Below are 25,006 nucleotides of genomic sequence, written 5' to 3'. Positions count from 1 at the left end.
CGGTGCCGCCGGGACGGCCTCGTACTGGATGTACTTGGTCGTTTCGGCGGTGCCGTCAGGCACGTCGTGGGCGGGTCGAGACATGGTCGACGTTCTGGGTCGCACCACTAGGTGGCGAGGAAGGCGGAGATACGCTCGTCCACCTGACGAGCGCCCGCCTTCCGCGCCCGCTTCTGCAATGCCCGCACCCGCTCCACGGCCCGCTCCGACGACAACGCGTTGACGGCGTCCAGTGCGATGACCGTGGCGTGGTCGGCCGCGTCGAAATCCCCCAGCTCGATGTGCGCCGCGGCGATGTGGATGCGGGTCTTGGCCTTCGAGGTCACCCGCCCCGCGGGCAATGTCGCCAGCGCCCGCTCCAGCAGGGCCAACCCCTGCCGCGGCCGGTCGGCGTCGCGCAGGCACTGGCCGACGTCCGAGGCGAGGTCGACCTCCGTGTAGTGCCCGAGCCAGGCGGGTTCCTCGGCGGGCCCTTGGTCGAACGCCCGCCGCGCCTGGTCGAGCGCGTGGACCGTCGCCCGCGTGTCACCCAGCATCCCCAGCGCCCGCGCCTCGATGACGTGGAAGTACGCGGTGCTCGCGGGCGTCGCCCGGTCGCCGATCACCTGGAGCGCGGACCTGGCCAGCGCGACGGCGTGCTGCCCGTTGCCGGGGATGTCGCCGCTGTTCATGCCGATATCGATGGTCTCCCGCCCCATCTCGGCGAGCAGGTTCGCCGCGAACGACCGATCCCCCGCGCGCACGGCCAACCCGAGCGCCTGCGCGTAGTACCGCTGCCCCAGGGCCGCCCGCCCGCTGTCGACCGTGGTGAGGCCCGCCAGGAACGCCATCTCCGCCAGGACCCCGGCCATCTGCCTGCCAACGGCGTCGGTGTAGCTCGCGTCGCCGAAGATCCTGGCCTGCTGGTGCAGGAACTGCACGACCTGGCCGCGTACCAGCCCACCACCGTGCCTGCGGTGCATGGCCTCGAAATGCCGCACGGTGTCCCGCAGCACCTCGATATCGGCCGGGCCGACCCGCGCGCCGCCCGCCCGCGCCAGGTCCCCCGGCGCCGCCGCGGTGATCGCGAACCACGCGGGCCCCGCGAAGGCGGCGGCCGCGAAGACCGAGCCGAGCATGAAGTTGCGCCGGTGCAGATCACGTTTCGAAAGCTCGGTCACGATGGCGATCGTGCCATCCAGGGTCGGCGAGGTGCGGAACCCGTCGAACGTGTCTACCACTTCCGAGGAAACCACGAACCCACAATCGGCGACCGAGACCCGGTAACCGAGCTTGCGCGATAGCACTCTCGCCACGATCCTCGGCACCGGCGACCGCGGCTGCGCGCCGTCGAGCATGCGCCGGACCGATCCGGCCGAGGTACCGAGGTGGTATCCCTCGGCGGCACCCGAGCGGACAATCGCCCGCGCCAGCGCGGAGTTGCTGGTCTCGGCCTCGGCGAGCAATCCACGCAGCGCCCGATTACCCTGACCTGCGGCCATACGTACCTCTCCGGCAGTCGGTAGCCGACCAGGAATCGAGGGTAGCGCCGGGAAGAACCGGCGAGCCGGGCTTCGGCCAAGTAGCACCCCAAGTGACACCCTTTGCCCGCCTCGGCCCGCGTCCAGCATCGCTCGCACACTCCCGCGCCCTCGCGGAAACCGGTTCGCTGGCCACGTGACAACGAATGAAACTCCCCGCGGCAATGGACGATGCCTTGCGCGGGCACAGGTCTGCACACGCCTCGTGCGCTACTTGCGAAACAACGGCGCAACCGAGAAACGCCAGGCCGAGCCGATCCGCAACGAGACCCCCGGCCACCCACCGGCTGCCACCAAGGCCGCGCCGGGCCGCGCCCTGGCTCGACCGCGCCTACCTGGCGTTGGCGCTCATCGCCGCCGGACACCACCCCCTGGCGGCGGAACGGCTGGTGGGGCCGTTGCGGGAGACGCACGCGACGGCGTTCGCGGTCGCGTTGTCCGGGATCCTGACCTACATCGACCACGTCGACCCCGGCTGGGCGACCGGTTGGGTCTTCGACGCGACGCGGGCCTGGGCGCGGGCGCGTGGGGTTCGGCTGCCAGGTACGTCCCAGGTTTGATGCGGGATCATGCCCGCCGGGGACACACTGGTACTTGTGAGTGAGTCGGAGTGGGGGCTGCGGGCGCCAGCGAACCTGGTCAGCAAGCGCGCCGTGGCGCATTGGGCGTTGCAGGCCGTGGTGCTGTGGGTGGTTCTGCTGGGGGCGCAGGGCGTCGTCTGGGCGGTGTCGGACTCGCCGCCGCGGTGGTTGGGCTACACGGCCGTGGTGTCCGCCGTCGTGGGGGTCGCGCACATCGTGGTGATGCCGCTGTGGCGGTACCGGGTGCACCGGTGGGAGACGACGGCGGATGCGGTGTTCACCAGGAGCGGGTGGGTCACCCAGGAGTGGCGGCTGGCGCCGATCTCGCGGATCCAGACCGTCGACACCGGGCGTGGGCCGTTGCAGCAGCTGCTCAAGCTGTCGACCGTCACCGTGACCACCGCGTCCGCGCGCGGGCCGGTCACCATCGAGGGCCTGGACGCGGACGTGGCGGCCCGGATCGTCGACGAGCTCAGCGCCACCACGCAGGCCACGCCAGGGGACGCGACGTGACGTCGTTGCCCGCGGCGCCGGAGTACGTGGAGGCGGCGCCGGAGTGGGGCAGGCTGGACCCGCGGATGATCGTGGTGCGGCCGCTCAACGAGCTGCTCGGCCTGCTGCCCGCGCTGTTCGCGCTGATCTTCCTGGGCAACGCGGAGACCTGGCGGGTGATCGTCGGCGCGGCCGCCGCCGGGGTGATCATCCTGTTCGGCCTGCTGTCCTGGCTGACGACCAAGTACCGGATCACCGACACCCAGGTCGAGCTCCACCACGGCGTGATCGTCCGCCGCCGCCGCTCCATCCCGCGCGACCGCATCCGCACCGTCGACCTCACCGCCAAGCTGGGCCACCGCCTGTTCGGCCTGTCCGCCGTGCGCGTCGGCACCGGCCAACACGAGCGCAAACCGGGCGAGGGCGTCGTCGTCCTGGACGCGGTCACGGCCGCCGAGGCCGACCGCCTCCGCAAGGTGTTCCTGCAACGCACGAGCGTGCAGGCACCGCAGGGGGACGCGGGCACTCGGCTGTCCACGTTGGACAAACGCTGGTGCCGGTACGCGCCGTTGTCGCTGTCGGGGCTGGTCAGTATCGGCATCCTGGTGGGGTTCCTGATGAACCTGGCCAACGAGCTGAACCTGCGCTTCTCCGAGGTCGGCCTGATCCGCAGGGTGTTCGGCTGGCTCGGCCGCACGGACTGGACCACTCTCGTGCCGGTGACGGCCGGGGTGGTGGTTGTGCTGTCCGTGCTCGCATCGCTGTTGGGGTATCTGCTGCAGAACCACAACTACAACCTCACCCGCCACCACGACGGCACAGTCCGCGTCCGCCGCGGCCTGCTCACCACCCGCTCGGTGTCAATCGAGGAGAAGCGGCTGCGCGGGGTGGCCCTGCACCAACCACTGCTGCTGCGCACCGCGGACGGCGCGCGGCTCACCGCGATCACCACGGGCCTGAACCGGCAGGGCGGCAGCAACCTGTTGGTCCCACCCGCTCCACGCACGGAAGCCGAACGCGTCGCCGCCGACGTACTCGCGGTATCCACGACACCGACCGCCGAACCGATCACCAGCCACCCGCTGCGGGCACGCACCCGCCGGATCGTGCGTGCGGTCGTGCCGACGGTGGTGTTCGTGGCTGTGCTGTATGGACTGCACGTCGTTGCGGACTGGCCGAGCTGGGTGTGGCTGCTGTCGCTGGTACTGCTGCCGCTGTCGGTCCTTGTCGGACTTGACCGGTACCGCGTGCTCGGTCACGCCCTCACGGACCGCTACCTGATCTCCCGCTCGGGGACGCTGGATCGTCGTACGGTCGCGCTGCAACGCACCGGCATCATCGGCTGGAAGCTCACTCGCACCCTTTTCCAACGCCGCGCCCACCTCTTCACCCTCACCGCCATCACCGCCGCGGGCAACGGCGCCTACCCGATCCGGGATCTTGGCGACGCACAGGGGCTGGCGGTGGCGGACGAGGCCGTTCCCGACCTCATCCGCCAATTCCTGATCAAGCCCTGAGGCATCCCTCCGCTGTGGACAAGCTCAGTCGACCGGCCACGTATGCACAGGTTCGTTGGTATGCATCAGATCCCGATACCGACACGTCATCTCCCGCAATGCCTCCCGCCGGTCCACGTCCCCCCGCTCCAACGAGCGCACCACATCCACCTGCCAAGTAGCACCATTGCGCCCCGTCAGACACCGCTGCTCGATGATCCCCAGCAGCCGATCCCGATCCGCGGTCGCAACCCCCCACGCATCGAGCCCCTCATAGGCCAACGGCAGCAACTTCCGCAACACCAGCTCCGTGGCAGGCACCTCCCCCACCCCCGGCCAATACATCCGCGCGTCAATCCCATTACGCGCAGAAGCATGAAAATTGTCCGCGGCAGCGGCGAAGCTCATCTGAGTCCAGATAGGACGATCCTGGTCCACCAACGCCCGCACAAGTCCGAAGTAGAACGCCCCATTCGCCATCGTGTCCACCACCGACGGCCCGGCAGGCAGCACCCGGTTCTCCACGCGCAGATGCGGCCGGTCGCGCACCACGTCGTAGATCGGGCGGTTCCAGCGGTAGACCGTCCCGTTGTGCAGCCGCAGCTCGTGCAGTTGCGGGATGTCGCCCCGGTCGAGGACCTCCGCCGGGTCCTCCTCGTCGCACAGGGGCAGCAGGGCCGAGTAGTACTGCACGTTCTCCTCGAACAGGTCGAAGATCGACGTGATCCACCGGTCGCCGAACCACACCCTCGGGCGGACGCCCTGGGCCTTGAGCTCGTCCGGGCGGGTGTCGGTGGCCTGCTCGAACAGGGCCACCCTGGTCTCCGCCCACAGGTGTTTGCCGAACAGGAACGGCGCGTTCGCCCCCACCGCCACCTGGGCACCGGCCGCCACCTGGCTCGCGTTCCAGAACCGCGCGAAGTCGTCCGGGGCGACCTGCAGGTGGTACTGCACGCTCGTGCACGCGCTCTCCGGGGCGATCGAGTCGGCCGCCGTGACCAGGCGTTCGGCGCCACCGATGTTGATCTGCAGGTCCTCGCCTCTGGCGGCCAGGACCTGCTCGTTCAACAGGCGGTAGCGCGGGTTCGCCGACAGCGCGCCCGAGCCGGTGTGCTCCGGGCGCAGCGACGGCAGGATGCCGACCATCACGATGTGCGCGCCCACCCTGGCCGCCTTCGCCTCCGCCTCGTTCAGGTCGGCGCGGACCAGGTCCTCGAACCGGCGCAGGCCGTCCGGGCCCAGCCGCTGCGGCGGGAGGTTGATCTCGATGTTGAACCGGCCCAGCTCGGTCTGGAAGGCCGGGTCCGAGATGGCGTCGAGCACCTGGGCGTTGCGCATCGACGGCTCGCCTGCGTCGTCCACCAGGTTCAGCTCGATCTCCACGCCCGCCATCGGGCGGTCCGCCTCGAACCGGGACTCCGCCAGCATCTGCGCGAACACGTCCAGGCAGCGCCGCACCTTCTGCCGGAACCGTGCCCGGTCCGCTCCGGTGAACTCCGTCGGCTCGACATCCTTGCCCATGGCGACCAGCGTGATCCATCCCCGGGCCCGCCGCCACAGGGCCTACTCCAAGCGGCCCAGTCCACCCGCGACACTCCCGGTCCGGCGCGGCGCGCGGGTGAGCGGGCCGAACATCCGACGTGTCGGACTAAGCTTCGCCGGGTGACCGACCGCCTGGTATGGATCGACTGCGAGATGACCGGACTCGAACTGGGCCACGACGCCCTGATCGAGATCGCCGCCCTGGTCACCGACTCCGAACTGAACATCCTCGGCGACGGTATCGACCTCGTCGTGCACACCGGCGACGACCGGCTCGCGGGCATGCCCGAGATCGTCCGCGACATGCACGGCCGCAGCGGCCTCACCGAGGAGGTCCGCGCCTCCACGCTGACCATCGAGGAAGCCGAGGCGCAGGTCCTGGAGTACGTGCGCCAGTGGGTGCCCGAGCCGCGCACCGCCCCGCTCTGCGGCAACTCCATCGCCACCGACCGCGGCTTCATCGCCCGCGACATGCCGCTGCTCGACGCCCACCTGCACTACCGCATGGTCGACGTCTCCTCCATCAAGGAACTGTGCCGCCGCTGGTACCCGCGCGTGTACTACGCGCAGCCGGAGAAGGGCCTGGCCCACCGCGCCCTGGCCGACATCCGCGAGTCCATCCGCGAGCTGCGCTACTACCGGGGCACCGTGTTCGTGCCCGACCCCGGCCCCAGCACCGAGGAGGCCAAGGCCGTCGCGGGCGCCCTGCTCGCCGAGAACCGGTAACCCGGTTCAACCCGGGCCGGGAGGCACGCTACGATATTCCAGCACCACGGGGCCAAGCCCTCGTGGAGCGATGGTGGGTGTAGCTCAGCTGGTAGAGCACCTGGTTGTGGTCCAGGAAGTCGCGGGTTCAAGTCCCGTCACTCACCCGGGCGATTGGGCGATCCATGCTCGCGGAAAGCGCGAGCGGGGATCGCCCGTTCGTCGTTTCTGGGGGCCGAGCCCCCAGACCCCCACGGTGCGGGCTTCTCGCCCTGGCGGGCATCGAAAGTCGACGGGGAACCAGCAGGGCCTGGCGCAGAGCCGCCGGGTGAGCCGGCGCGGCTCATGGGTGAGCCAATGTTGGGGCTGGTGTTCGGTATATGGGCTGATGGGTGTTGTTATTCGGACACTAGGTCATGTTTCGGGCGAGCTGTCTGGTAACTGGTACATCGCGTCTGGCAACTGGGGATGAGTGCCGGGGTGTGGTCAGAGTGTCCGGTATGTACCTAATTTGGGGGTTCGGCGCTGGGTGAGGGCCCCGGCGCGGAAGGGAGTCCCGATGAAGGTGCGCAGCTTGTTGCTCGGGTTCGTGGCCGCGGTGGCGACGGTGGTCTCGGCGCCCGCCGTGGCGGACGCGGCGGCGGACGGTGGGCCGGTCATGTCGCCCGCGATCGTGGGCGGGAGCCCGGCGAGCCAGACCTACAGCTTCATGGCGTCGTTGCAGAGCACGAGTGGCGGCCACTTCTGCGGCGGGTCGCTGATCAAGGCGAACTGGATCGTGACGGCGGCGCACTGCGTGCAGGGCCGGTCCGCGGCGAGCATCCAGGTCCGGGTCGGGACGACGAACCGGACCAGCGGGGGCACGCTCGCACGGGTGTCCAGGGTGATCGTGCACCCGAGCTACCGCACGTCGTACGATATCGCGTTGTTGCAGCTCAGCAGCAGCGTGACGCAGGCCCCGGTCGCTATCGCGGCGAGCTCCGGGGCGACCGGGCAGGCGAGCCGGATCATCGGCTGGGGCCAGACCTGCCCGGCGGCGGGCGGCTGCGGCGCGCCGGTGCAGCTGCAGCAGCTGGACACCTCGGTCGTGGCGGACAGCCGGTGCGGCGGGATCTCCGGCTCCATCGAGATCTGCACCAACAACCCCGGCGGCCGCGCGGGCGCCTGCTACGGCGACTCCGGCGGCCCGCAGGTGATCTCCGCGGGCGGCGGCTGGCAGCTGACCGGCGCCACCAGCCGGTCCGGCGGCGGGTCGCAGTGCGCGCAGGCGCCGTCGATCTACACCGACGTGGTCGCGCACCGGTCCTGGATCCAGGGCTACACCGGCGCGCTGTAGGCCGAACCGGGTGCGGGCCGCCCGAGCACCGGGCGGCCCGCACCTGCGTTTAGGGTCGGTGCATGCGTGACATCGAGATCCGCGACGACATGATCCGCCTCGGCCAGCTGCTCAAGCTGGCCGGGATCGCCGAGGACGGGGTGCACGCCAAGGACCTTCTCGACGCGGGCGAGGTCGCCGTCAACGGCGAGCCGGAACAGCGGCGCGGCCGCCAGGTCCACCCCGGCGACCACGTCACGGTCGGCCGGGACGAGCTCCGCGTCGTGACTCGTTAGCGTTTGCCGCCCTGCTGCCAGGTTTCCCACGGGATCTGCCAGTCGCCCAGGCCGTCCCAGGCCTCCAGGGCGGGTCCGCCGGAGTTCTGCACGACGATGACGTCGCCCTTGGTCGAGATGCTCTGCAACCAGGCGGCGTTCTCGGTGGACATGTTGATACAGCCGTGGCTGACGTTGCGGACACCCTGGTCGCGCACCGACCACGGCGCCGAGTGGTAGAAGATGCCGCTGTTGGACATCCGGCTGGCCACCGCCACCTTGGTGCGGTAGCCGCCCGCGGCGTCGGCGGGGACGCCGTAGGTGGAGGAGTCCATCGTGTAGTCGGTGTGCTCGCTCATGACCGTGTACGTGCCGTACGGGGTCTCGTGGCCCTTCTTGCCCAGCGACACCGGGATCGTGCGCGCCACGACACCGTTGACCGTGACCGTCATCTGGTGCGTGCCGCCGTCGGCCACCGCGACCACCGAGTCGCCGATCGTGACGGTCGCCTTCCGGTCCTCCTTGCCGAACACGCCGTTGCCGAGGTTCTTCCCGTAGACGGCCGCGTCCACGGTGACCGTCGTGCCCGGCTTCCAGTAATCCTTGGGCCGCCAGTGCACTTCCTTGTCCCCGAACCAGTAGAACGCCCCCTCCGCCGCGGGCGACGCGGTGACCCGGATGGACTTCTCCACCGCGGCCTTGTCCGCGATCGCGGCATCGAAGTAGAACGCGAACGGCTGCCCGACCCCGACCTTCTGCCCGTCCAACGGGTTCATCGACAGCGCGGTCTGCCGCTTCGGCTTGACCGTGCTGAAGGTGGACGTGGACGTCGCGGGCTTGCCGGAACCGTCCTGCGCCTTCGCGGTGGTGGTGTAGGTCTTGCCGTACCCGAGCACCTCGGTACTCCGCCACGACCCGCCATCGGCCGCCAACGCACCCGCGACCGCCCGACCGTCCTGCCCCGTCACCACGACCTCGGTCAGCTTCCCCCCGGTCGCCGCCACCGTCACCGGCTCCCCCGGCGCCACATCCGCCGCCTTGTCCACCGGCGTCAACGCCAACGCCAACGGAACCGGGGCGGGCACGGGCGCCGCGGATGTCGCGGACGCGGTCGCGCTCACCGGACCGGGTGACACCGGCCCCTCCTCAACCGAACAGCCCGTGACCACGAGGCCCGCCACCACGAACCCCGCACCCCACCCCAGCGCGCGCCCACCCCTCGACATACCGCTCCCTACTCGCCCCGACCTCTGGGAACAGTGTGCCCGACCGCCCAGACACGAAGGAGTGGCGGCCGACACCACCCCCGGATTTCAGCCTCCGCGACACCCTGTGCTAACTTTTCACCCGTCAGCAGGGGACCTCCACCAGGAGCGAACCTCGCGGGCGCCGCTAGCTCAACTGGCAGAGCAGCTGACTCTTAATCAGCGGGTTCGGGGTTCGAGTCCCTGGCGGCGCACGACCGAGTGGCCGAGGCTTGTTCGCGGTAAAGCGCGAACCGTCCTCGGTCTCTTGTGTTTTCCGGGGGCGCGGCCCCCGGACCCCGCCCGGCGGGCTTCGCCCCCGGACCCCCGGGCTGTGCGCGCGATGGTGTCCATGATCAAAGTTTCCACTTATTCGCCACTTTGCCCGCAGGCCTTTTCCAACGCCACGGCCGGGTCACGACTCACCGCACCCCGTCCCATGTAGACGTCGTGGGTCATCGAGGACGCCACCGAACACGTCGAACTGCTGATGCACGCGGCATTGTTCCTGGTGGAACGCCCCAAGTTCATCAAACAGCCAGCAGCCAAGGCCGCCGACGGCACCTCTTGGCCCGCAAGGACTACCTCAACGCCCCTGACGCCCCACAGGCCAACAGCATCGCCATCGCGTGCAGCGCCTACGTCGAGGACGACCAAGGCCGTGTCCTCATGATCCGCCGCTCCGACAACAACCTGTACTCGATCCCGGGCGGCACCCACGAACTCGGCGACATCGAGGCCTGATCGGCATCTACAGCAACCCCCACCACGTCGTCGCTTACACCGACGGCGAAGTCCGCCAAGAGTTCTCGATCTGCTTCCGCGCCAACGCTCTCGGCGGGGAGCTGCGCACCAGCAGCGAGAGCAAGGAAGCCCTCTGGATTTCCCAGAGCGACATTGACGGCTTGGGGGACGCGATCCACCCCTCGATTCGCCTCCGACTCGGCCACGCCCGCGACTCAGCAGCGACGCCCTTCTACACCTGAGGAATGCCCCCACCCCAACCCCTCGAATCCCAGTGGGGTGGGGGCAAGGCTCTCAGAGTGCGTGCGTGGTGAGCCAGCTCAGTACCTGGTCGCCAACCTGGTTGCTGGTCAGATCGGTGACGTCGTCCTCGCCGAGCGGCGCGGTGATGGTGACAGCGGTTCCGTCGCAGAAGCGTCCGGACATGTCGACATGGGGTTCGGCCAAGCCGTCGCCGAGCTGGAGATAGAGCGAGGTATCGGTCAGCGTGTCGCGCCAGGCCAGCAGGTGTGAACAGGATTCGGCGCGATCGCCTGCGATGTGGATTTCCACGCGGCCGGACGGAAGGCGACCTCAAGGCCGTCACCGAGGCTACCGAGTTCCAAGACTCGATTGATGGCCTCGGCGTACTTGATCAGGTCGTTGAGATCGTCGACCAGCGAGGGCACCCCCACCGGCCATGGTTGCGTCGGGTCGGCGTTCTTGACGATCTCGGCGGTGGCCTGCGGTAGGCGGGACAGGAGGTAATCAGCACCCCCTTTGGGGGCCACTGGTCGCGGGCGCTGCTGCTCGGTCATGCCTGTCTCCAAAGGGATTGTCGGTTAGGACACCGAGCTTGGAGAAGGGGGCGGGCTAGAGGAGAGCCCAGCCCCATGGCCATATAGGGTATTACGCAGGGTTACGCAAACAGGTGGCACGCAAGCGCCCGCGAGCATGCGATCGACCTAAGACCACCAACTGATATGCCCGACATATAGGGCCGGAACCTTGCGGATGACCTGCCGCCCGCGCTGGGGTTACCGTGGGTACTAGATGTGCTACCAACAGCATGACCAGGGCAGACGCGGAGCAATCAGCCATGAAGACATGGGGCAACCCGGTTGAACAACCCGACCCAGTGATCTGGGACCACCCGGTCATGCGCTCCGCACTGGCCGAGCGCGACATCACCACGGTGTACCAGCTACTCAAGCGACACGGAATTTCTCAACGTCGCATCGCGATTCTCGCAGGCCAAGCGCAACCCGAGGTCTCGCTGATCATGCGCGGGCGCAAGGTCATCACCTACGACCTTCTCGCCCGCATTGCTGACGGCCTGGCCATCCCCCGTGGTCTCATGGGGCTGGCGCACACATCCGCAGACAACACACCTACCCCGAGAGAGGCGGTGTCCACTGTGCCCGACCGCCGAGAATTCATGGGCATGCTCGCCAAGATCGCCATGGGCGCCACTCTCACCGGCGCCGACCTCGCCCTGCTCGCCAGCACCGCCGTCGCCACGCCAGCACCGTCCCGCGTCGGCAACACCGAGGTCGACCAGCTCCGCGAACTTACCCGCGTCCTCTGGACCCAGGAACAACAACTAGGCGGTGGCGCCGTCCGCGACGCGGTCATCGCTCAACTTGGCTGGGCTCGCAGCCTCCTCGGGGCAAGCCACTCAGACGAAGTAGGCGACCAACTCCGCGCCGTCCTCGCTGATCTGTTGACATTGGCAGGCTGGTCTTCCCACGGTGTGGGCCTCTCTGGCCCGGCCCTCCGCTACTCCGGCCAAGCCTTGGCCATCTCCCGTCAGGCCGACGACCACATGCGCGCTGCCCTGGCTCTCAATCAAATCGGCCGCATCTATACCCAACAACGCCACTACACCGATGCTCACAGCGCCTTCACACTCGCCACTCTCTCAGCCGACCACGCTAGTTCCGGCGAACTTCGCGCGCTCATCCTGGCCTCCCACGCACGAGTTCACGCCGAAACGAACAACCCCACTCTCGCCGTAGACACCCTCGCCCGGGCCGAATCAGCCCTCGACAACCTGACGGTAAATCCACTTCCCGCACCTCGCACATATACACGCACCCTCCTCACCGGCGAAACCGGCCTAGTCCACACCATCCTTGCAACTCACAACCCTGCCCACGCCACCCAAGCCATCGACACCCTCACCGAAGCCACTAACCAACCCCACAGTCGTCGCACCAAACGCCTCGCCTTTCTTCTCGCTTCCCTTGCCACGAGCCACCTCACGGGCGGAGACGCCGTAACCGGCATTCATATGGGCCACCAGGCTGCCGACTTGGCCGCAAATATTCGCTCCAAACGTCTTATCGATGACCTCACCATTCTACGCGACGCGACCGGCCGCCAGCCGAACAATTCAGACGCCGCAGAGCTCGCCGACCGAATTGGCGCAATCCAGAAGTAACCCACCTGGATTCACACCGTTGTCGGATTCAGGTGAGATAGTTCAGCCTTTCCACCAACAACGCGAATCGTACGATAAACAGCAAGCGGCACTATCGAGAACCCCGGCGCCTGAGGAAGGTCCGCAAACCCTCGGTTTCCTAGAAACTGCACCATATGATTCCAAAGTTGCACACAGATGCTTCACTCGGCAGCACGACAGCAAGTGCGTGGGGCGTTACGGAGGTCATGCGTCGATGGCGGCGTGTGCCCTGGGTCCGACGACCTGTCGTGCGGCGCCCACCACTCAAGGGAGCATGACCAGGGTCGTCCCAGGCGGAAGGCTATCCCTCGCCCTCGCCCCTTCTCTTCATTCGGAGAATCCTCTGGGATTCCACAGCGGCCGTGATGGCCCCGGCAGCAGCGATGGTGGCCGCGATCGAAGGGACCGCGTCCACGCCTGCGGCCAGCACCACGGCAGCGACCGCGGCACCCACGGTCGAGATACCACCGATCGCCGCCGTGACCTCGATCGCGCGTGAATGCCGAGGTGTCGGATCACATTCTGACGCACCCTCGCCCCTGCCGATCTCGTCAGGATCATTTGAATTCATATACATTCACTCCCGCGAATACCGCGCCGAGCAGGATCAGAATACCGATCGAATTGCAGACGAAGATCCACCCGAGCCCCTTGTATCCCCATTTCCTAAGTCGAGCGTGCTTCTCATAGGCGAATACCCGCAGACAGAACGGCAGGACGCTGCAGCTGAGGAGGAACACGATGGCCATCGCCAGCGGCTGCTTCCACGGGACGACCTTGTTCTGCACTGCGGCGGCGATCACCGACCCGGACAAGGCGACCATGGCCGCGACCGTCCAATCCGTCCAGAACAATGCATCGTCTCGGGTGAGCCCGTGAGCTTTTCCGGGCAGGTTGGTCCTGCTTATCCCCTTCATCAACGTCTGCATCAAGGCGGTACCCACCGCCAAAGCGATCGTGATTGCGACCTCTTGCAATGTCGGTAACCTCCGTGCCGCCCCGCATGGTGCACGACATCCTGCTGTCGACCCGACACCCACATCGCACTCTCCTTCGCACCCGTAACACCCATGGTCGAAGATCGACCGGTTTCCGTCCAGACGATGCCGAGGCCATACACGATCGGCTCAACCAGTACCCCGATCGGTTACCAGGCAGGACTGCGGTGAAACAAAAACCGCGCGGGCGGCGCGATATTTCGGGCGGGATACCCCTTATCCAGAGCGAGTGGCCACAATCAACGCGCCATGCACCACCTCTGGTTGCGGCGCAGAGATTCCGCGCAGGCAAGACTGCCACCCGGACGACATGAGGTCTGCGTCCTCGCGGCCCAACAGATGACATCGAGGCCCGACGATCGAGATGCGAAGAGCGCCCAAGAGTCGGAACTCGGGGTGCGCAGGCAGCCTGCCAAGCCTTTGAGTTGTTCACTTTTGCCAATGTCAACATCCGCAGCGGGTTTGACTTGGGGTTTTGTGGGGTCTGTTATGGAGTGGGAAGAAGGGTAATTAACAGTTCTTTCGGGCGGCCGCGTTCGGGACCCAGGATGGACGGGTTGTTCCTTCCATCCTGAGGAGGTCGGGGATATGCGAACGAAGCGGATCGGGGTCGTGGTCGCGGCGGTGGCTGCCGGGGCGGCGGGGGTCGTGGTGCCGTTGGGGGGTGGGGCTTCCGCTGCCGGGCAGGGTGTGGTGGCGGCGCCGGATATCTCTGTGCAGGCTGTGCAGGCCGATTTGAACCAGTTGCAGAGTATCGCCAATTCGAATGGAGGGAACCGGGCGCATGGGCGTAGTGGGTATAAGGCTTCCATCGACTATGTGAAGGGGAAGCTGGACGGGGCCGGGTGGACCACCACCATCAAGACGTTCTCGTCGCAGGGGGCGACCGGGTACAACCTGATCGCCGATTACCCCGGTGGGGACGCGAACAACATCCTGATGGCAGGCGGGCATCTGGACAGCGTGCCCGCGGGGCCCGGGATCAATGACAACGGGACCGGGTCGGCCGGGTTGATCGAGGTGGCGTTGGCGGTGTCGCAGGCGAAGGCGAAGCCGACGAAGCACCTGCGGTTCGCGTGGTGGGGTGGGGAGGAGCTGGGGTTGGTGGGGTCCACCGCCTATGTGAACTCGTTGTCCGCGGCGGAGAAGTCGAAGATCAAGGGATATTTGAACTTCGACATGACCGGGTCGCCGAACCCGGGCTACTTCGTGTACTCGTCCAGCGGGCAGCCGACCGGCTCCACCACCCTGCAGAAGACGCTGGAGGAGTACTTCGTCGGGATCAACGTGCAGACCGAGACGGTGACCGTCGGCGGGCGGTCGGACCACGCGGCGTTCGCGCGGGCCGGGGTGCCGACCGGTGGGTTGTTCAGCGGGGCCGAGGACCGCAAGACGGCCGCGCAGGCGCGCAAGTGGGGTGGGACGGCGAACACCGCGTTCGACGCCTGCTACCACAAGTCCTGCGACAAGATCAGCAACGTGAACGTGCAGTCGCTGGACCGGCACACCGACGCCATCGCCTACGCGATCTGGAAGCTCGCGGGCATCGCGTAAGCACCGGAAACCGGTCGCGGGCCGTTCCTCCACCGGGAGGGGCGGCCCGCTTCCTTTGCCCGGACCACCTGCACAGGATGTCCACCACTCGACCCCATCGGGGACACGGGGCGCCGGCATGGTGAAGGTGTGCCGTACACGATCTCGCATGCCGCCGCCGTGTTGCCGCTGGTCCGGCGGACGCCGTTCGTCGGGTCGGCCCTGGTGGTCGGGTCCATGTCGCCGGATCTGCTGTACTTCATCGCGCTCGAACCCGGCGTCGACGAGCGGTCGCACACCTGGCTCGGGCTGGTGACCAACGACCTGCCGGTCGCGCTGGTCGTGCTGGCGCTGTACTGGGCGTTCGTCCTGCCCGCCGTGGTGGCGCTGGCCCCGGCCTGGCTGCGGTCGCGGATGCTGCCGCTGCCGCCCGCGCCCCGGCTGAACCCCATGGGTGTGCTGTGGGTAGTGGTGTCGGTGTTGCTCGGCGGAGTCACCCACATCGTCTGGGACTCTTTCACGCACCACTACGGGTGGGGTGTCGAGCACTTTCCGTCATTGCGGGAATGGTTGTGGGTCGGCATGCCCCGGTACAACTTCCTGCAGTACCTGAGCAGCGTTGTAGGCGTCGTGGTGCTCGCCTGGTGGGCCGCCCGCAACCTCCGTAAACGCCTACCGGTGGAGACGATCCCGCCCCGCTACGCGCCGCCGCGGCGGCCGTGGCGGACGGTCGTCGGCGTGGTCGCTGCGGGACTCGCGCTGGCCGCCGTGCGGGCCGTGACGGTGATGGCGTCGACCGCGGACGTGTCCGTCGGCGGCTTCGCGCGCACGCTGGCCGCCGGTGTGGCACCGAGCTCGACGCAGCTGCGCGAGGGGCTCATCCAGGTGTCGATCTGCGTGGTGACCGGCATCTTCGTCGCCCTGGCGATCGTCGGCGGCTACCTGCGCGCCCGCCGAGGGCCGGAACCGACCGGGAAGTAGGTAGCGGTCGGTCTGGGGTGGACTGTCCACTGCGGTCTTCCGGTGGAGCGCTCTCACGCCGTTCTCCGTGCTGTGTACGACCGAAAACCCAGGCGCCGCAAGCAGCTGTGCGCTGATCGACAACTCCGGTGGTCACGCAGCGCGAACAGCCGGACACACGCTCCCAGTTGTCTGAACCAACACCGGGTCAACGCGTGTGGACGGGTGGCGTGCCGGTCGATTGCTTCGCCACGAAGCAGTTCGCCACTCCCGGTTACGCCCGCGCGCCAACGGATCGCGGAACGCGACAGTGGCAGCCGGGAGCATGCAATCCGTCGACTTCCATCGTGCAACTTGCAGATTCGGGATAGTCTACGGACGTATACCCCCGATGACGGCCCGGAGACGGTGCGCAGCGGCTTAACACCGTCCGACGTATTCTGTGTGTTCAGAGTTGCACCGTTCAGCGCACCCGCGCTCAACAATCGACAGAACTCGTGCGCCCTGGTCCTAAAGCTTGGCGTCGGTGATCCTTCGGCCTAGCTTTGTCCTATGGAGCTGGAGCTGCGCCACTTCAAAATCATCGTTGCGGTCGCCGAGGCGGGCAGCATCACCAAGGCCGCGTCCACGCTCGGCCTCGCCCAACCGGCACTGACCGCTCAGCTCCACCGGATCGAGCGGGCCCTGGGCGGGCCGCTGTTCGAGCGCGACCGGAAGGGAGCCCGGCCCACCCCGCTGGGCGAGCTGGTGCTGCAGCGGGCCCGCCTGCTGCTGCCCGCGGTCTCCGGCCTGCGCGAGGAGGCCGCCCGGTTCGCCAACAACGCCGCGCTGCCCGGGGACACCCCGTCCCGGCTGCGCCTGGGGTCGGCCACCGGACCGGTGCTCGGCGGCCTGGTGCACCAGCTCAACGCCGCCTACCCGGACCTGCACGTGACCACGCACGTGTCCTGGTCGTCGGAGGAGCTGGCCGCGATGGTCGCCGACGGCCGGGTGGACTACACCCTGGTCGGCGTGTGCGGGGACGCCCCGCCGCCGTCCCAGCCGGGCCTGATCTGGCGGACGCTGGCCACCGACCCGGTGTTCGTGCTGCTCTCGGACAAGCACCCGCTGTCCCAGCAGCCCGAGGTGGAACTGGCCGACCTGGCGGGCGCCCAGTGGGGCGCGACCCCCGGCGACGGCTGCTTCGCCGACTGCTTCGCCGCGGCCTGCGCGCGCGCCGGGTTCACCCCGCGCACGCTCTACGAGACCGACGTGGTGAGCTGCATCGACCTGGTGGAGTCCGGCGACGCCGTGGTGCTCTGCCAGCCGATGTTCCGGCAGATGCCGGGTGTGGTGGCGGTGCCGATCGCGGGCAACCCGCTACGCTGGCGCAACCTGATCGGGTGGCACCCGGACGGGGCCACCGCCGCGTTCTCCGACCAGTTGGTCAAGCTGGCCAGCACCGCCTACGCGGACGTGATCGCGCGCAGCAGCCGCTACACCGAGTTCCTCCGCGACCACCCGGGCTTCGGGGTGGAGCGCCCCGAGCAGCAGGTGCCGCCGATGTGATCCGGTGCGGGCCGCTGCGCGCAGCGCGCACCGCTATGGCGAAATGTTATGTCCGAAAAGTGTGTGACCCGGATTACTGTCGCAGGCACCCTGCTGACCGTTTCGTCCGGTTGATCATGATCCGTCGGACGCGTATCCGAGGCACCTTCCCAGACCGGACCAGCCACCCGGTCCGCTTCGACGCGCCGGTTCGCAGGCCATCCGTACACCTTCCCTGCACGAGGAGAACGGCATGGCCAGAACGAGAATCCCCGCTGTGCTCGCGGTCGCCACCGCGGTCGCGAGCACGGCGGTGGCGATCACCCTTTCCGCCGAGGCCGCACCGGCTGCCCAGGACGGCATGCGCGTGGCGATGCAGCGCGACCTCGGGCTGTCGGCCGCCCAGGCGGACACCCGGCTGTCCAGTGAGGACCGCGCGAGCAAGGCCGACCGGAGCCTGCGCAAGCAGCTGGCGAACCGGCTCGGCGGCACCTGGTACGACGCGGGCCGGGGCAGGCTCGTCGTCGCCGTCACCGACAACGCCGCCGCGGCCACCGCGCGGGCAGCCGGGGCGGACACCGTCGTGGTCGGCCGCACCGAGGCCCAGCTGGACGAGCTGAAGGCCAGGTTGGACGCCAACCTGGCGAAGAGCCCGCGGACCGTGCCCGGCTGGTACGTGGACCCGACCGGCAACAAGATCGTCGTCCAGTCCCGCGGGAACGCTTTGTCCGCGGCCCGCGCGTTCGTGGCCGCCAGCGGCGTGCCAGCGGACGCGGTCAGCGTGGTCGCCTCCGACGAGGCGCCGCGCAAGCTGATCGACGTGGTCGGCGGCAACGCCTACTACATCGGCAGCGGCACCCGCTGCTCGGTCGGCTTCTCGGTCAACGGCGGGTTCGTCACCGCCGGGCACTGCGGCACCTCCGGCGCGAGCACCACGCAGCCAAGCGGCTCGTTCGCCGGGTCCAGCTTCCCGGGCAACGACTACGCGTTCGTCCGGGTCGCCGCGGGCAACACGCCGGTCGGCGCCGTGAACAACTACTCCGGCGGCCGGGTGGCCGTGGCGGGCTCCACCGACGCGCCGGTCGGCTCGTCGATCTGCCGCTCCGGCTCCACCACCGGCTGGCACTGCGGCACCATCCAGGCCCGCAATGCCTCGGTGACCTACGCCGAGGGCACCATCACCGGCCTGATCCGCACCAACGTGTGCGCCGAGCCCGGTGACTCCGGCGGCTCGGCCATCTCCGGCAGCCAGGCCCAGGGCGTGACCTCCGGCGGCTCGGGCAACTGCACCTCCGGCGGCACCACGTACTTTCAGCCGGTCAACGAGATTCTCCAGGTGTACGGGCTGACCCTGGTGACCAACGGCGGCAACCCGCCGACCACGACCCCGCCCACCAGCACGCCGCCCACCGGCAACTGCACCGGCGCGTCCTACACCGGCACGCTGGCAGGCGGCGGTACCGCGATCCAGCCGAACAACAGCTACTACCAGACCACGGCGTCGGGCACCCACCGCGGCTGCCTGAGCGGTCCCGCCGGGACGGACTTCGACCTGTACCTGCAGAAGTGGAACGGCAGCACGTGGGCCAACGTGGCCAGTGGCACCACGCCGACCAACGCGGAGTCCGTGTCGTACTCCGGCACCTCCGGCTACTACCGCTGGCAGGTCCACGCCTACAGCGGCGGCGGCAGCTACACCCTGCGCACCTCGCGCCCGTAGTCCGCCGACCGGCTCATGACAGGGGTGAGGGGGAGGTCCACACGGACCTCCCCCTCACCCCTGTCCGAATGCGGTTCGGGGGAATACCTCCACTCGGGCTGTCGCGCCGAACGACGGTGCGCCAATCCCCCGCGGGGTGCACCGTCGCGTCGCGGCGTTCAGACGGCCACGTCGGCCGGGGGTTCGGCGCAGCGGACCTGGTCGCGGCCCGCGTGCTTGGCCTCGTAGACCGCCGCGTCGGCATGCCGAAGCAGCAGCTCCAGGTCGGCCAGCGCGCCCGGGGCGGCGGCCACGCCGATGGAGGTGGTGCGGCCGGAGATCACGACCGGCTGGCCGCGCTTGTCCGTGGCCGCCACGGTCATCGCCGCGACGCCCTGGCGGATCCGCTCGGCGACCTGGACCGCGCCCGCCGCGTCGGTGTCCGGGAGCAGCAGCACGAACTCCTCGCCGCCGAAGCGGCCGACCACGTCGCCCTGGCGGGTGGTCTCGCGCAGGACCTTGCCGACCGCGCGCAGCACCGCGTCGCCCGCCGGGTGGCCCCAGGTGTCGTTGACCTGCTTGAAGTAGTCCAGGTCGAGCACCGCGACGGACAGCGTGGTGCCCAGCCGGTGCGCGCGGGCCAGCTCGCGGCCCGCCTGCTCGTGCCAGCCGCGCGAGTTGAGCAGCTGGGTCTTGTGGTCGGTGCGGGCGTCGCCGCGCAGGTTCTCGATCTGCAGGGCGCCCCAGTCCAGCGCGCACAGCAGCGGCACCAGGAACAGCGGGGCCAGCCAGGCGTGCGCGATGGCCAGCGCGGCCAGCGCGCCAAGGCAGGTGGTCAGCGCGGCCATGGCGTTGTCCCGGCTGCCGCCGACCACGGCGGTCCAGGTGGGCTGCGGGGTGGACAGCGCGATGACGCCGCCGATGGCGATCGCGTTGACCACGAAGTAGGCCAGCCCGGCCAGCGCCAGCACCGCCGCGTCGCGGGCACCGAACTCGGCGCTCACGTCCACCCCGCCCCAGCGGATGACGCCGTACGAGGTGATCGCGGCCAGCAGGATGGCCGCCGTGCCGAACGTGTAGCGGAACAGTGGTCGGCGCGCCACCGGGTACAGCTGCACGCGCAGCAGCAACATCGACAGCACGGCCATCCACGCGGGCAGCAGCACCATCGCGGGCAGGATCCACACCACGCTGGTGTCCATGTGCGGGCCGGGCCCGCTGTCGCGGCGCGTCTCCTCGGTGCGCCGGGACAGCCACAGGTGCGCCGCGCCCGCGCCGACCAGCACCGCGAGCCTGCGCCAGTCGAACTCGCCCGCGGCCCGCGCGGTGACACAGGCGAGGAAAACCGCGACCAGCGTGCCAAGCTCGAAGATGATCACGTAGCGTCTGGCGGCGGGAGGAAGCGTCCACAGCCCCCAGGTCCGGAACCGGAGCCATGCCGGAGGGTGTTCACTGCGGAGCGAGTCGGTCACACTTGGCCGTGACCGGAACCACCGCCCGCGCCACACCCGCGCCCCGGCGCGCGCGGCCCGGGTCCGGTCGGTCTCGGGGCGCGGGTCGTCACGAGGAGGTGGCCCCGATGCGGGTACGTGGTCGGCGTCGTCCTGGTTGCGATCCGCGGCCATGGCGTCACCTTCCGGTCCGTCAGCCGTTTCGTCCAGCGTGGATCCCCGCGGCGGTGTGCCCGACGCGGCCCGGGGACCGGTGTCCGCCGACCGACCGTCCACATCGAGCGAAGGAGCCGCGAGCGATGCGTCCCGGTGACCGGTGACACCGCCCTCGACGTCCACCGGCCCGCAGTCAGCCGATCCGCAGTCCACCGGTCCACAGTCCGTCAGCCCGAAGCCCGCCGCAGCGGAAGGAGCCCGTGATGCGCTCTCGCGACTGGTGAGGTCCCCCTCCCCGCCCATGTTCACACCGCCGATCCGACCGTCCGAAGGAGCCCGGAATGTCCCGCGACTGGTGACCCGCAGGTCCGGTCCCGCCTCAGTGGACCGTGCATCGTCCGTACCGACCGGAATCCGAGGAGAAGCACCCGATGCGCAGCCGTGACTGGTGAGACCGTCCCGTTCGACCGCCCCGCCCGACCCGGAAGGAACCCGAGATGCGCTCTCGCGACTGGTGAACCCGGTAGTCCCTACCCGATCAGTCCCCGCCCGATCCGAGTCGTTCGATCCCCGAGGAGTCCCCGATGTCCCGCGACTGGTGAGACCGGAAGCCCCCGCCGAGTCCGTCGATCCCCGAGGAGCCGCAGATGTCCCGCGACTGGTGAACCCGTCCGTCCCCGCCACTCGATCAGCCCCCCAAGGAGTCTCGAATGTCCCGCGACTGGTGAACCCCAGAGTCCCCGCTACCCCACCCGAATCCCGAGGAGCCGCACATGTCCCGCGACTGGTGAACCCGGTAGTCCCTACCCGATCAGTCCCCGCCCCGTCACTCGATCCCCGAGGAGCGCCTGATGTCTCGTGACTGGTGAACCCGAGAGTCCCCGCCCGAGCCGAGCCAGAAGGAGCCGTGGATGCGTTCCCGCGACTGGTGAGCCCGCCGTCCCCCATACCCCCGGAGACCGAAGGAGCAGCCGATGCGCTCTCGCGACTGGTGACCCCCGCCCCGTCCGGAGCCGACTCGTCGACCGGATCGTCCGAAGGAGCCCGCGATGTCCCGTGACCGGTGATCCCGACCGTACTGTCCCCTGTGTCCCCACCGGGGTTCCCGGGAACGCCGCCGGGAGGCGTGCCCGTGTTCCCGTGCCGGGTGAGATCCATCGGTGCCTCCCTTCCGTTCCCGCGTCCCGTGGGACGCCCGGGTCCGACCGCCGGTTGTCCACCGTGACGGTCCCGTGTGTCCGGATTCCCTCCCGGGGCCCGGCGGGCCCCGGCCGATCGGCTCTCCCGATCACGCCTGCCGCTCGATAACGCGTGCTGCCCAGGACATCGCGTCCCGCTCCTGCCGTGTGTCACGCCCCGCCGTGAGCCGGTCCAGCGGGGGCGCGGCACTGTCTCCACCGTACGTCCTGCGCCGACAGTAGCGACCCCGCTACGCCAAGCAGCGCCCGAATGGAGCATGACACTACTCGGACGTGTCGCCGAAGCCGTTGCGGCGTTCGTCGTAGCCCGCGGAGATCCAACCGTGGTACCGCAGTGTGTTCCGCGCGCCCCACGCAGGCGGTCTCCCGACACCGACCGTCCGGGCGTGATCGAACTCACCGGGTTCAGGCGGTGCGCGCGGGCGCGAGCCATTTCCGCAGCCTGGAAGGTGAACGCTTCTCCAGGCCGTACGGTTCCAGGTGGCTGCCGAGCACCTCGGCGAAGGCGGTCGTCACCGCGTCCACGTCCCACTCGTCCCGATACAGCACGGGCGCCTTCAGGTAGGGCTGTCCGACGATGTGCAACTCCGGTCCGGTGCACCGGATGATCTGTCCGGTGATCCCCGCCGAACGGTCGTCATCGAGCAGGAAGTGCACCAGCGGCGCGACCCGGTCCGGGGTGCGGTCCGGCGGCGTGTGCCGGGCGGCGCGTTCGGATGTCCACACCATCCTGGTGTAGGCCTTGGGGCAGACCGCGTTCACCCGGATGCCACAGTCCTCCAGGTCCAGCGCCCACGAGCAGGTGAGGGTGCAGACCGCGCCCTTGGTGGCCGCGTAGACGCCGATGGTCCGCTGGCCGAGCGAGGCGCCGGAGGAGATGTTGACGATCGAGCCGCCGCCCGCCGGGCGCATCCGGCGGATCGCGGCCAACCCGGTGTGGATCACGCCGAGCAGGTTCACCTCGACCACCGCGCGCGCCCGCGCCGGGTCGTCCTCCCACGGCAGCGCCTCGTAGGTGAGCCCGGCGTTGTTGACCAACCCGTGGATGCCGCCGTACTCGGCGACGCACAGCTCGACGATCGCGGCCGCCGCCGCCGGGTCGGCGACCGAATGCGTGCTCGCCACCGCGGGGAAGCCCGCGTCCCGGATCAGCCGCGCGACCCGCCGGGCCTGCGGCGCGTCCACGTCGTTGACCACCACCGCCGCCCCCGCCCGCGCCAGGTGCACCGCGAACGCCTCGCCCAGCCCCCGGCCCGCACCGGTCACCACGACCGCCTTGCCGGTCAGGCCCGCGCCGCCCGCCCCCGCCGACACCATCCCCGCCAGGCCGTCCAGGCCGTTCCGGTCCATGCCGTCCAAGCCCCCACCGTCCACAGCACTGTCCAGGCTCCCGCCGTCCACAGCACTGTCCAAGCCCCTGCCGTCCAAGCCGTCCATACCCGTGTCACCCCGACTCGCCCGTCGCCGGCCCCTGTCCCGCGACCGGATCCCACCGGCCGCGGCGGTGAACCGTGAGCCCACCACCGGCTACCGACAGTGTTGGTCACCATCCGTCGCCACCCGGGTCGCCCGGCGGGGGCGGCGCCGAGTGGCCGAGGGCGTGCGCCGAACGCGCTGAGCCGTTCAGCTCGCCGGTTGACACCCACAGGTCACCGGGATTGCGCCGGACGGGCGCATCGGTCGGTTTTGTGGAACTGGGAACCTTCACCAGTACCGATACCGGCCGAACTTGCCGGTACTCTGTGCGACGCCGCGATGACCCTGCGGCAGGCGTCACCGGGTTCACCGCGCCCAGACCCAGGGGGCGGAGGATGGAGTCAGCCGAGCGGGCCACCCGCCCGCCGGACGGGAGCACACGTGGGCAGAGCAGCGCCGAGAATGTCCGCGGTACTCGCGGACCGGGAGTTCCGCGCGCTCTGGTTCACCGAGGCGATCTCGGTCGCGGGCGACCAGCTGACCCGGGTGGCGCTGGCCATCCTCGTCTACAACCGAACCGGCTCGGCGTTCTACTCCGCGGGCATCTACGCGCTCACCTTCCTGCCCGCGCTCGCGGGCGGGCTCGGGCTGTCCTGGCTGGCCGACCGCTACCGACGCCGGACGCTGATGGTGATCTGCGCGGTGGTGCAGGCGGCCGTGGTCGGGCTGATGGCGATCCCGCACATGCCGCTGTGGGCGCTGTTCGTGCTGGTGATCATCGTGCCGATGGTGCAGGCGCCCGCGATGGCCGCGCAGAACGCCACCACCCGCGAGGTGTTCCCGGACGACGCGCTCTACCTGCGCAGCCAGGACCTGCGCGGGATCACCACGAACACCATGATGCTGCTGGGCCTGGGCGGCGGCGGCGTGCTGGTGACCGCGATCGGCATCACCCCGGCGCTGCTGATCGACGCGGGCACGTTCGCGGTGTCGGCGGTGCTGGTGTGGCGGGACGTGCGCAACCGGCCGCCCGCCGGGTCCAAGAACGACCGCTGGTTCGACGGCGCCAAGTGGGTGTTCGGCGACCGCAGGCTGCGGGTGCTGCTGACACTGTCCTGGTTGGTCGGGTTGGCGGTGATCCCGGAAGGCCTGGCCGCGCCGCTGGCCAGGGAGGCGGGCGCGGCCCCGGAGGCGGTGGGCTGGCTGCTGGCCGCCGACCCGCTGGGCTTCATCGTGGGCACGTTCGTCATCTCGCACTTCGTGCCCGCGCGGCACCGGCCGCGGCTGATCGGCGCGTTGGCCACGGCGTCGGTGGGCGTGCTGGTGCTGTTCGTGTTCAAGCCGAGCCTGATCCTCGCGCTGCTGCTGCTCGCGTTGGCGGGCGCGGTGGGCGCGTACCAGATCACGGTGATGGCCGTGTTCAACACACTGGTGCCGAACGAGATCCGCGGTGCCGCGTTCGGGGCCGCGCGCACCGGGCTGCGGGTGTCGCAGGGCCTGGGTGTGGCGTTGGGTGGCGCGGTGGCCGAGTTGCTGGGTTCGGCGATGCAGACGGTGGCGTTGGCGGGCCTGCTCGGCGTGCTGATCGCGGTGCCGATGTCGATGGTGTGGTCGGGGATGCACGAGACGACCGGCACACCACGACGGTCCACTTCCGCTTCGGCCGACCAGCCGGAAGCCGCGTAGCCAGTCCCGCGTAGCTAGTCCCGG

At 69.4% G+C, this 25,006-nt stretch carries 21 protein-coding genes and 2 tRNA genes; 15 read left to right on the top strand and 8 right to left on the bottom strand.

Annotated elements, in window-relative coordinates; all coding sequences use genetic code 11:
- Positions 1-107 precede the first annotated feature (107 nt).
- Positions 108-1,481: an NsdA family TPR-like regulatory protein gene (locus C503_RS0125860; RefSeq protein ID WP_063710845.1), complete on the bottom strand. Its 1,374-nt coding sequence runs from the start codon at positions 1,479-1,481 to the stop codon at positions 108-110.
- A 380-nt stretch (positions 1,482-1,861) separates the two neighbouring features.
- On the opposite strand from C503_RS0125860, the gene C503_RS0125855 reads away from it, so the two are divergent.
- Genes C503_RS0125855 through C503_RS0125845 form a run of 3 tightly spaced genes read left to right on the top strand, consistent with a single transcriptional unit; the run spans position 1,862 to position 4,110 of the window.
- Complete coding sequence (locus C503_RS0125855) at positions 1,862-2,080, top strand: hypothetical protein (RefSeq protein WP_018685124.1); 219 nt, start codon at positions 1,862-1,864, stop codon at positions 2,078-2,080.
- Between the two features lie 9 nt (positions 2,081-2,089).
- Positions 2,090-2,614 (top strand): PH domain-containing protein, encoded by a 525-nt coding sequence (locus C503_RS0125850; RefSeq protein ID WP_018685123.1) that lies wholly within the window; start codon positions 2,090-2,092, stop codon positions 2,612-2,614.
- Positions 2,611-4,110 carry a PH domain-containing protein gene (locus C503_RS0125845; RefSeq protein ID WP_018685122.1) on the top strand — a complete coding sequence of 500 codons (1,500 nt, stop codon included), beginning with the start codon at positions 2,611-2,613 and terminating at the stop codon, positions 4,108-4,110. The genes C503_RS0125850 and C503_RS0125845 overlap by 4 nt, the downstream gene beginning before the upstream one ends.
- 24 nt (positions 4,111-4,134) lie before the next feature.
- On the opposite strand, the gene C503_RS0125840 is transcribed toward C503_RS0125845, so the two are convergent.
- Positions 4,135-5,610 (bottom strand): glutamate-cysteine ligase family protein, encoded by a 1,476-nt coding sequence (locus tag C503_RS0125840; RefSeq protein WP_018685121.1) that lies wholly within the window; start codon positions 5,608-5,610, stop codon positions 4,135-4,137.
- A gap of 141 nt (positions 5,611-5,751) precedes the next feature.
- On the opposite strand from C503_RS0125840, the gene orn reads away from it, so the two are divergent.
- From orn to C503_RS0125820, 4 genes are all read left to right on the top strand, one after another.
- Positions 5,752-6,357 (top strand): oligoribonuclease, encoded by a 606-nt coding sequence (gene orn / locus C503_RS0125835; protein ID WP_018685120.1) that lies wholly within the window; start codon positions 5,752-5,754, stop codon positions 6,355-6,357.
- 73 nt (positions 6,358-6,430) lie between these two features.
- Positions 6,431-6,503 (top strand) — tRNA-His (locus tag C503_RS0125830).
- Between the two features lie 392 nt (positions 6,504-6,895).
- Complete coding sequence (locus tag C503_RS0125825) at positions 6,896-7,672, top strand: S1 family peptidase (protein WP_018685119.1); 777 nt, start codon at positions 6,896-6,898, stop codon at positions 7,670-7,672.
- 62 nt (positions 7,673-7,734) lie between these two features.
- The gene (locus C503_RS0125820) at positions 7,735-7,947 is read left to right on the top strand and encodes an RNA-binding S4 domain-containing protein (RefSeq protein WP_018685118.1); all 213 of its coding nucleotides are present in this window, start codon (positions 7,735-7,737) and stop codon (positions 7,945-7,947) included.
- Here the strand turns inward: C503_RS0125820 and C503_RS0125815 are convergent.
- The gene (locus tag C503_RS0125815) at positions 7,944-9,152 is read right to left on the bottom strand and encodes a L,D-transpeptidase (RefSeq protein ID WP_084477320.1); all 1,209 of its coding nucleotides are present in this window, start codon (positions 9,150-9,152) and stop codon (positions 7,944-7,946) included. The genes C503_RS0125820 and C503_RS0125815 overlap by 4 nt on opposite strands.
- Positions 9,153-9,312: 160 nt before the next feature.
- Here C503_RS0125815 and C503_RS0125810 point away from each other — a divergent pair.
- Together C503_RS0125810 and C503_RS48945 are read left to right on the top strand one after the other, a co-directional pair.
- A tRNA-Lys gene (locus C503_RS0125810) sits at positions 9,313-9,385 on the top strand.
- 352 nt (positions 9,386-9,737) lie between these two features.
- Positions 9,738-9,914, top strand: a complete 177-nt coding sequence (locus tag C503_RS48945) for an NUDIX hydrolase (RefSeq protein WP_018685116.1) — start codon at positions 9,738-9,740, stop codon at positions 9,912-9,914.
- Positions 9,915-10,208: 294 nt separating this feature from the next.
- Here C503_RS48945 and C503_RS48615 read toward each other — a convergent pair whose 3' ends face one another.
- A complete protein-coding gene (locus C503_RS48615) occupies positions 10,209-10,340 on the bottom strand; it encodes a hypothetical protein (protein WP_281170535.1) in 132 nt (43 codons plus the stop codon).
- Positions 10,341-10,396: 56 nt separating this feature from the next.
- Complete coding sequence (locus C503_RS46210; RefSeq protein ID WP_156893481.1) at positions 10,397-10,711, bottom strand: hypothetical protein; 315 nt, start codon at positions 10,709-10,711, stop codon at positions 10,397-10,399.
- Between the two features lie 251 nt (positions 10,712-10,962).
- Here C503_RS46210 and C503_RS0125795 point away from each other — a divergent pair, with 251 nt between their 5' ends.
- Positions 10,963-12,336, top strand: coding sequence for a helix-turn-helix domain-containing protein (locus C503_RS0125795; RefSeq protein WP_156893480.1), 1,374 nt, complete (start codon positions 10,963-10,965; stop codon positions 12,334-12,336).
- A 578-nt stretch (positions 12,337-12,914) separates the two neighbouring features.
- Here C503_RS0125795 and C503_RS0125785 read toward each other — a convergent pair.
- A complete protein-coding gene (locus tag C503_RS0125785; protein ID WP_018685112.1) occupies positions 12,915-13,334 on the bottom strand; it encodes a hypothetical protein in 420 nt (139 codons plus the stop codon).
- 609 nt (positions 13,335-13,943) lie between these two features.
- Here C503_RS0125785 and C503_RS40875 point away from each other — a divergent pair.
- From C503_RS40875 to C503_RS0125765, 4 genes are all read left to right on the top strand, one after another.
- Positions 13,944-14,909: a M28 family metallopeptidase gene (locus tag C503_RS40875; protein ID WP_033401058.1), complete on the top strand. Its 966-nt coding sequence runs from the start codon at positions 13,944-13,946 to the stop codon at positions 14,907-14,909.
- Between the two features lie 129 nt (positions 14,910-15,038).
- Complete coding sequence (locus C503_RS43600; protein ID WP_018685110.1) at positions 15,039-15,869, top strand: DUF4184 family protein; 831 nt, start codon at positions 15,039-15,041, stop codon at positions 15,867-15,869.
- Positions 15,870-16,400: 531 nt separating this feature from the next.
- Entirely contained in the window at positions 16,401-17,396 is a 996-nt protein-coding gene (locus C503_RS0125770; protein WP_018685109.1) for a LysR family transcriptional regulator, read from the top strand.
- A 232-nt stretch (positions 17,397-17,628) separates the two neighbouring features.
- Complete coding sequence (locus tag C503_RS0125765; RefSeq protein ID WP_026316702.1) at positions 17,629-19,095, top strand: S1 family peptidase; 1,467 nt, start codon at positions 17,629-17,631, stop codon at positions 19,093-19,095.
- A gap of 158 nt (positions 19,096-19,253) precedes the next feature.
- Here the strand turns inward: C503_RS0125765 and C503_RS46920 are convergent, their stop codons facing one another.
- Together C503_RS46920 and C503_RS0125755 are read right to left on the bottom strand one after the other, a co-directional pair.
- On the bottom strand, positions 19,254-20,453 hold the full coding sequence (locus C503_RS46920; RefSeq protein WP_169514612.1) for a GGDEF domain-containing protein: 1,200 nt from the start codon (positions 20,451-20,453) through the stop codon (positions 19,254-19,256).
- Positions 20,454-22,285: 1,832 nt separating this feature from the next.
- A complete protein-coding gene (locus C503_RS0125755) occupies positions 22,286-23,197 on the bottom strand; it encodes an SDR family NAD(P)-dependent oxidoreductase (RefSeq protein WP_033401068.1) in 912 nt (303 codons plus the stop codon).
- A gap of 561 nt (positions 23,198-23,758) precedes the next feature.
- On the opposite strand from C503_RS0125755, the gene C503_RS0125750 reads away from it, so the two are divergent.
- Positions 23,759-24,982 carry an MFS transporter gene (locus C503_RS0125750; protein ID WP_018685105.1) on the top strand — a complete coding sequence of 408 codons (1,224 nt, stop codon included), beginning with the start codon at positions 23,759-23,761 and terminating at the stop codon, positions 24,980-24,982.
- Positions 24,983-25,006 lie beyond the last annotated feature (24 nt).

This window comes from Actinokineospora enzanensis DSM 44649 (assembly GCF_000374445.1).
GTDB lineage: Bacteria > Actinomycetota > Actinomycetes > Mycobacteriales > Pseudonocardiaceae > Actinokineospora > Actinokineospora enzanensis.
The sequence above is the reverse complement of the archived record's forward strand: the minus strand, read 5'-3'. Positions and strand labels throughout refer to the sequence as shown.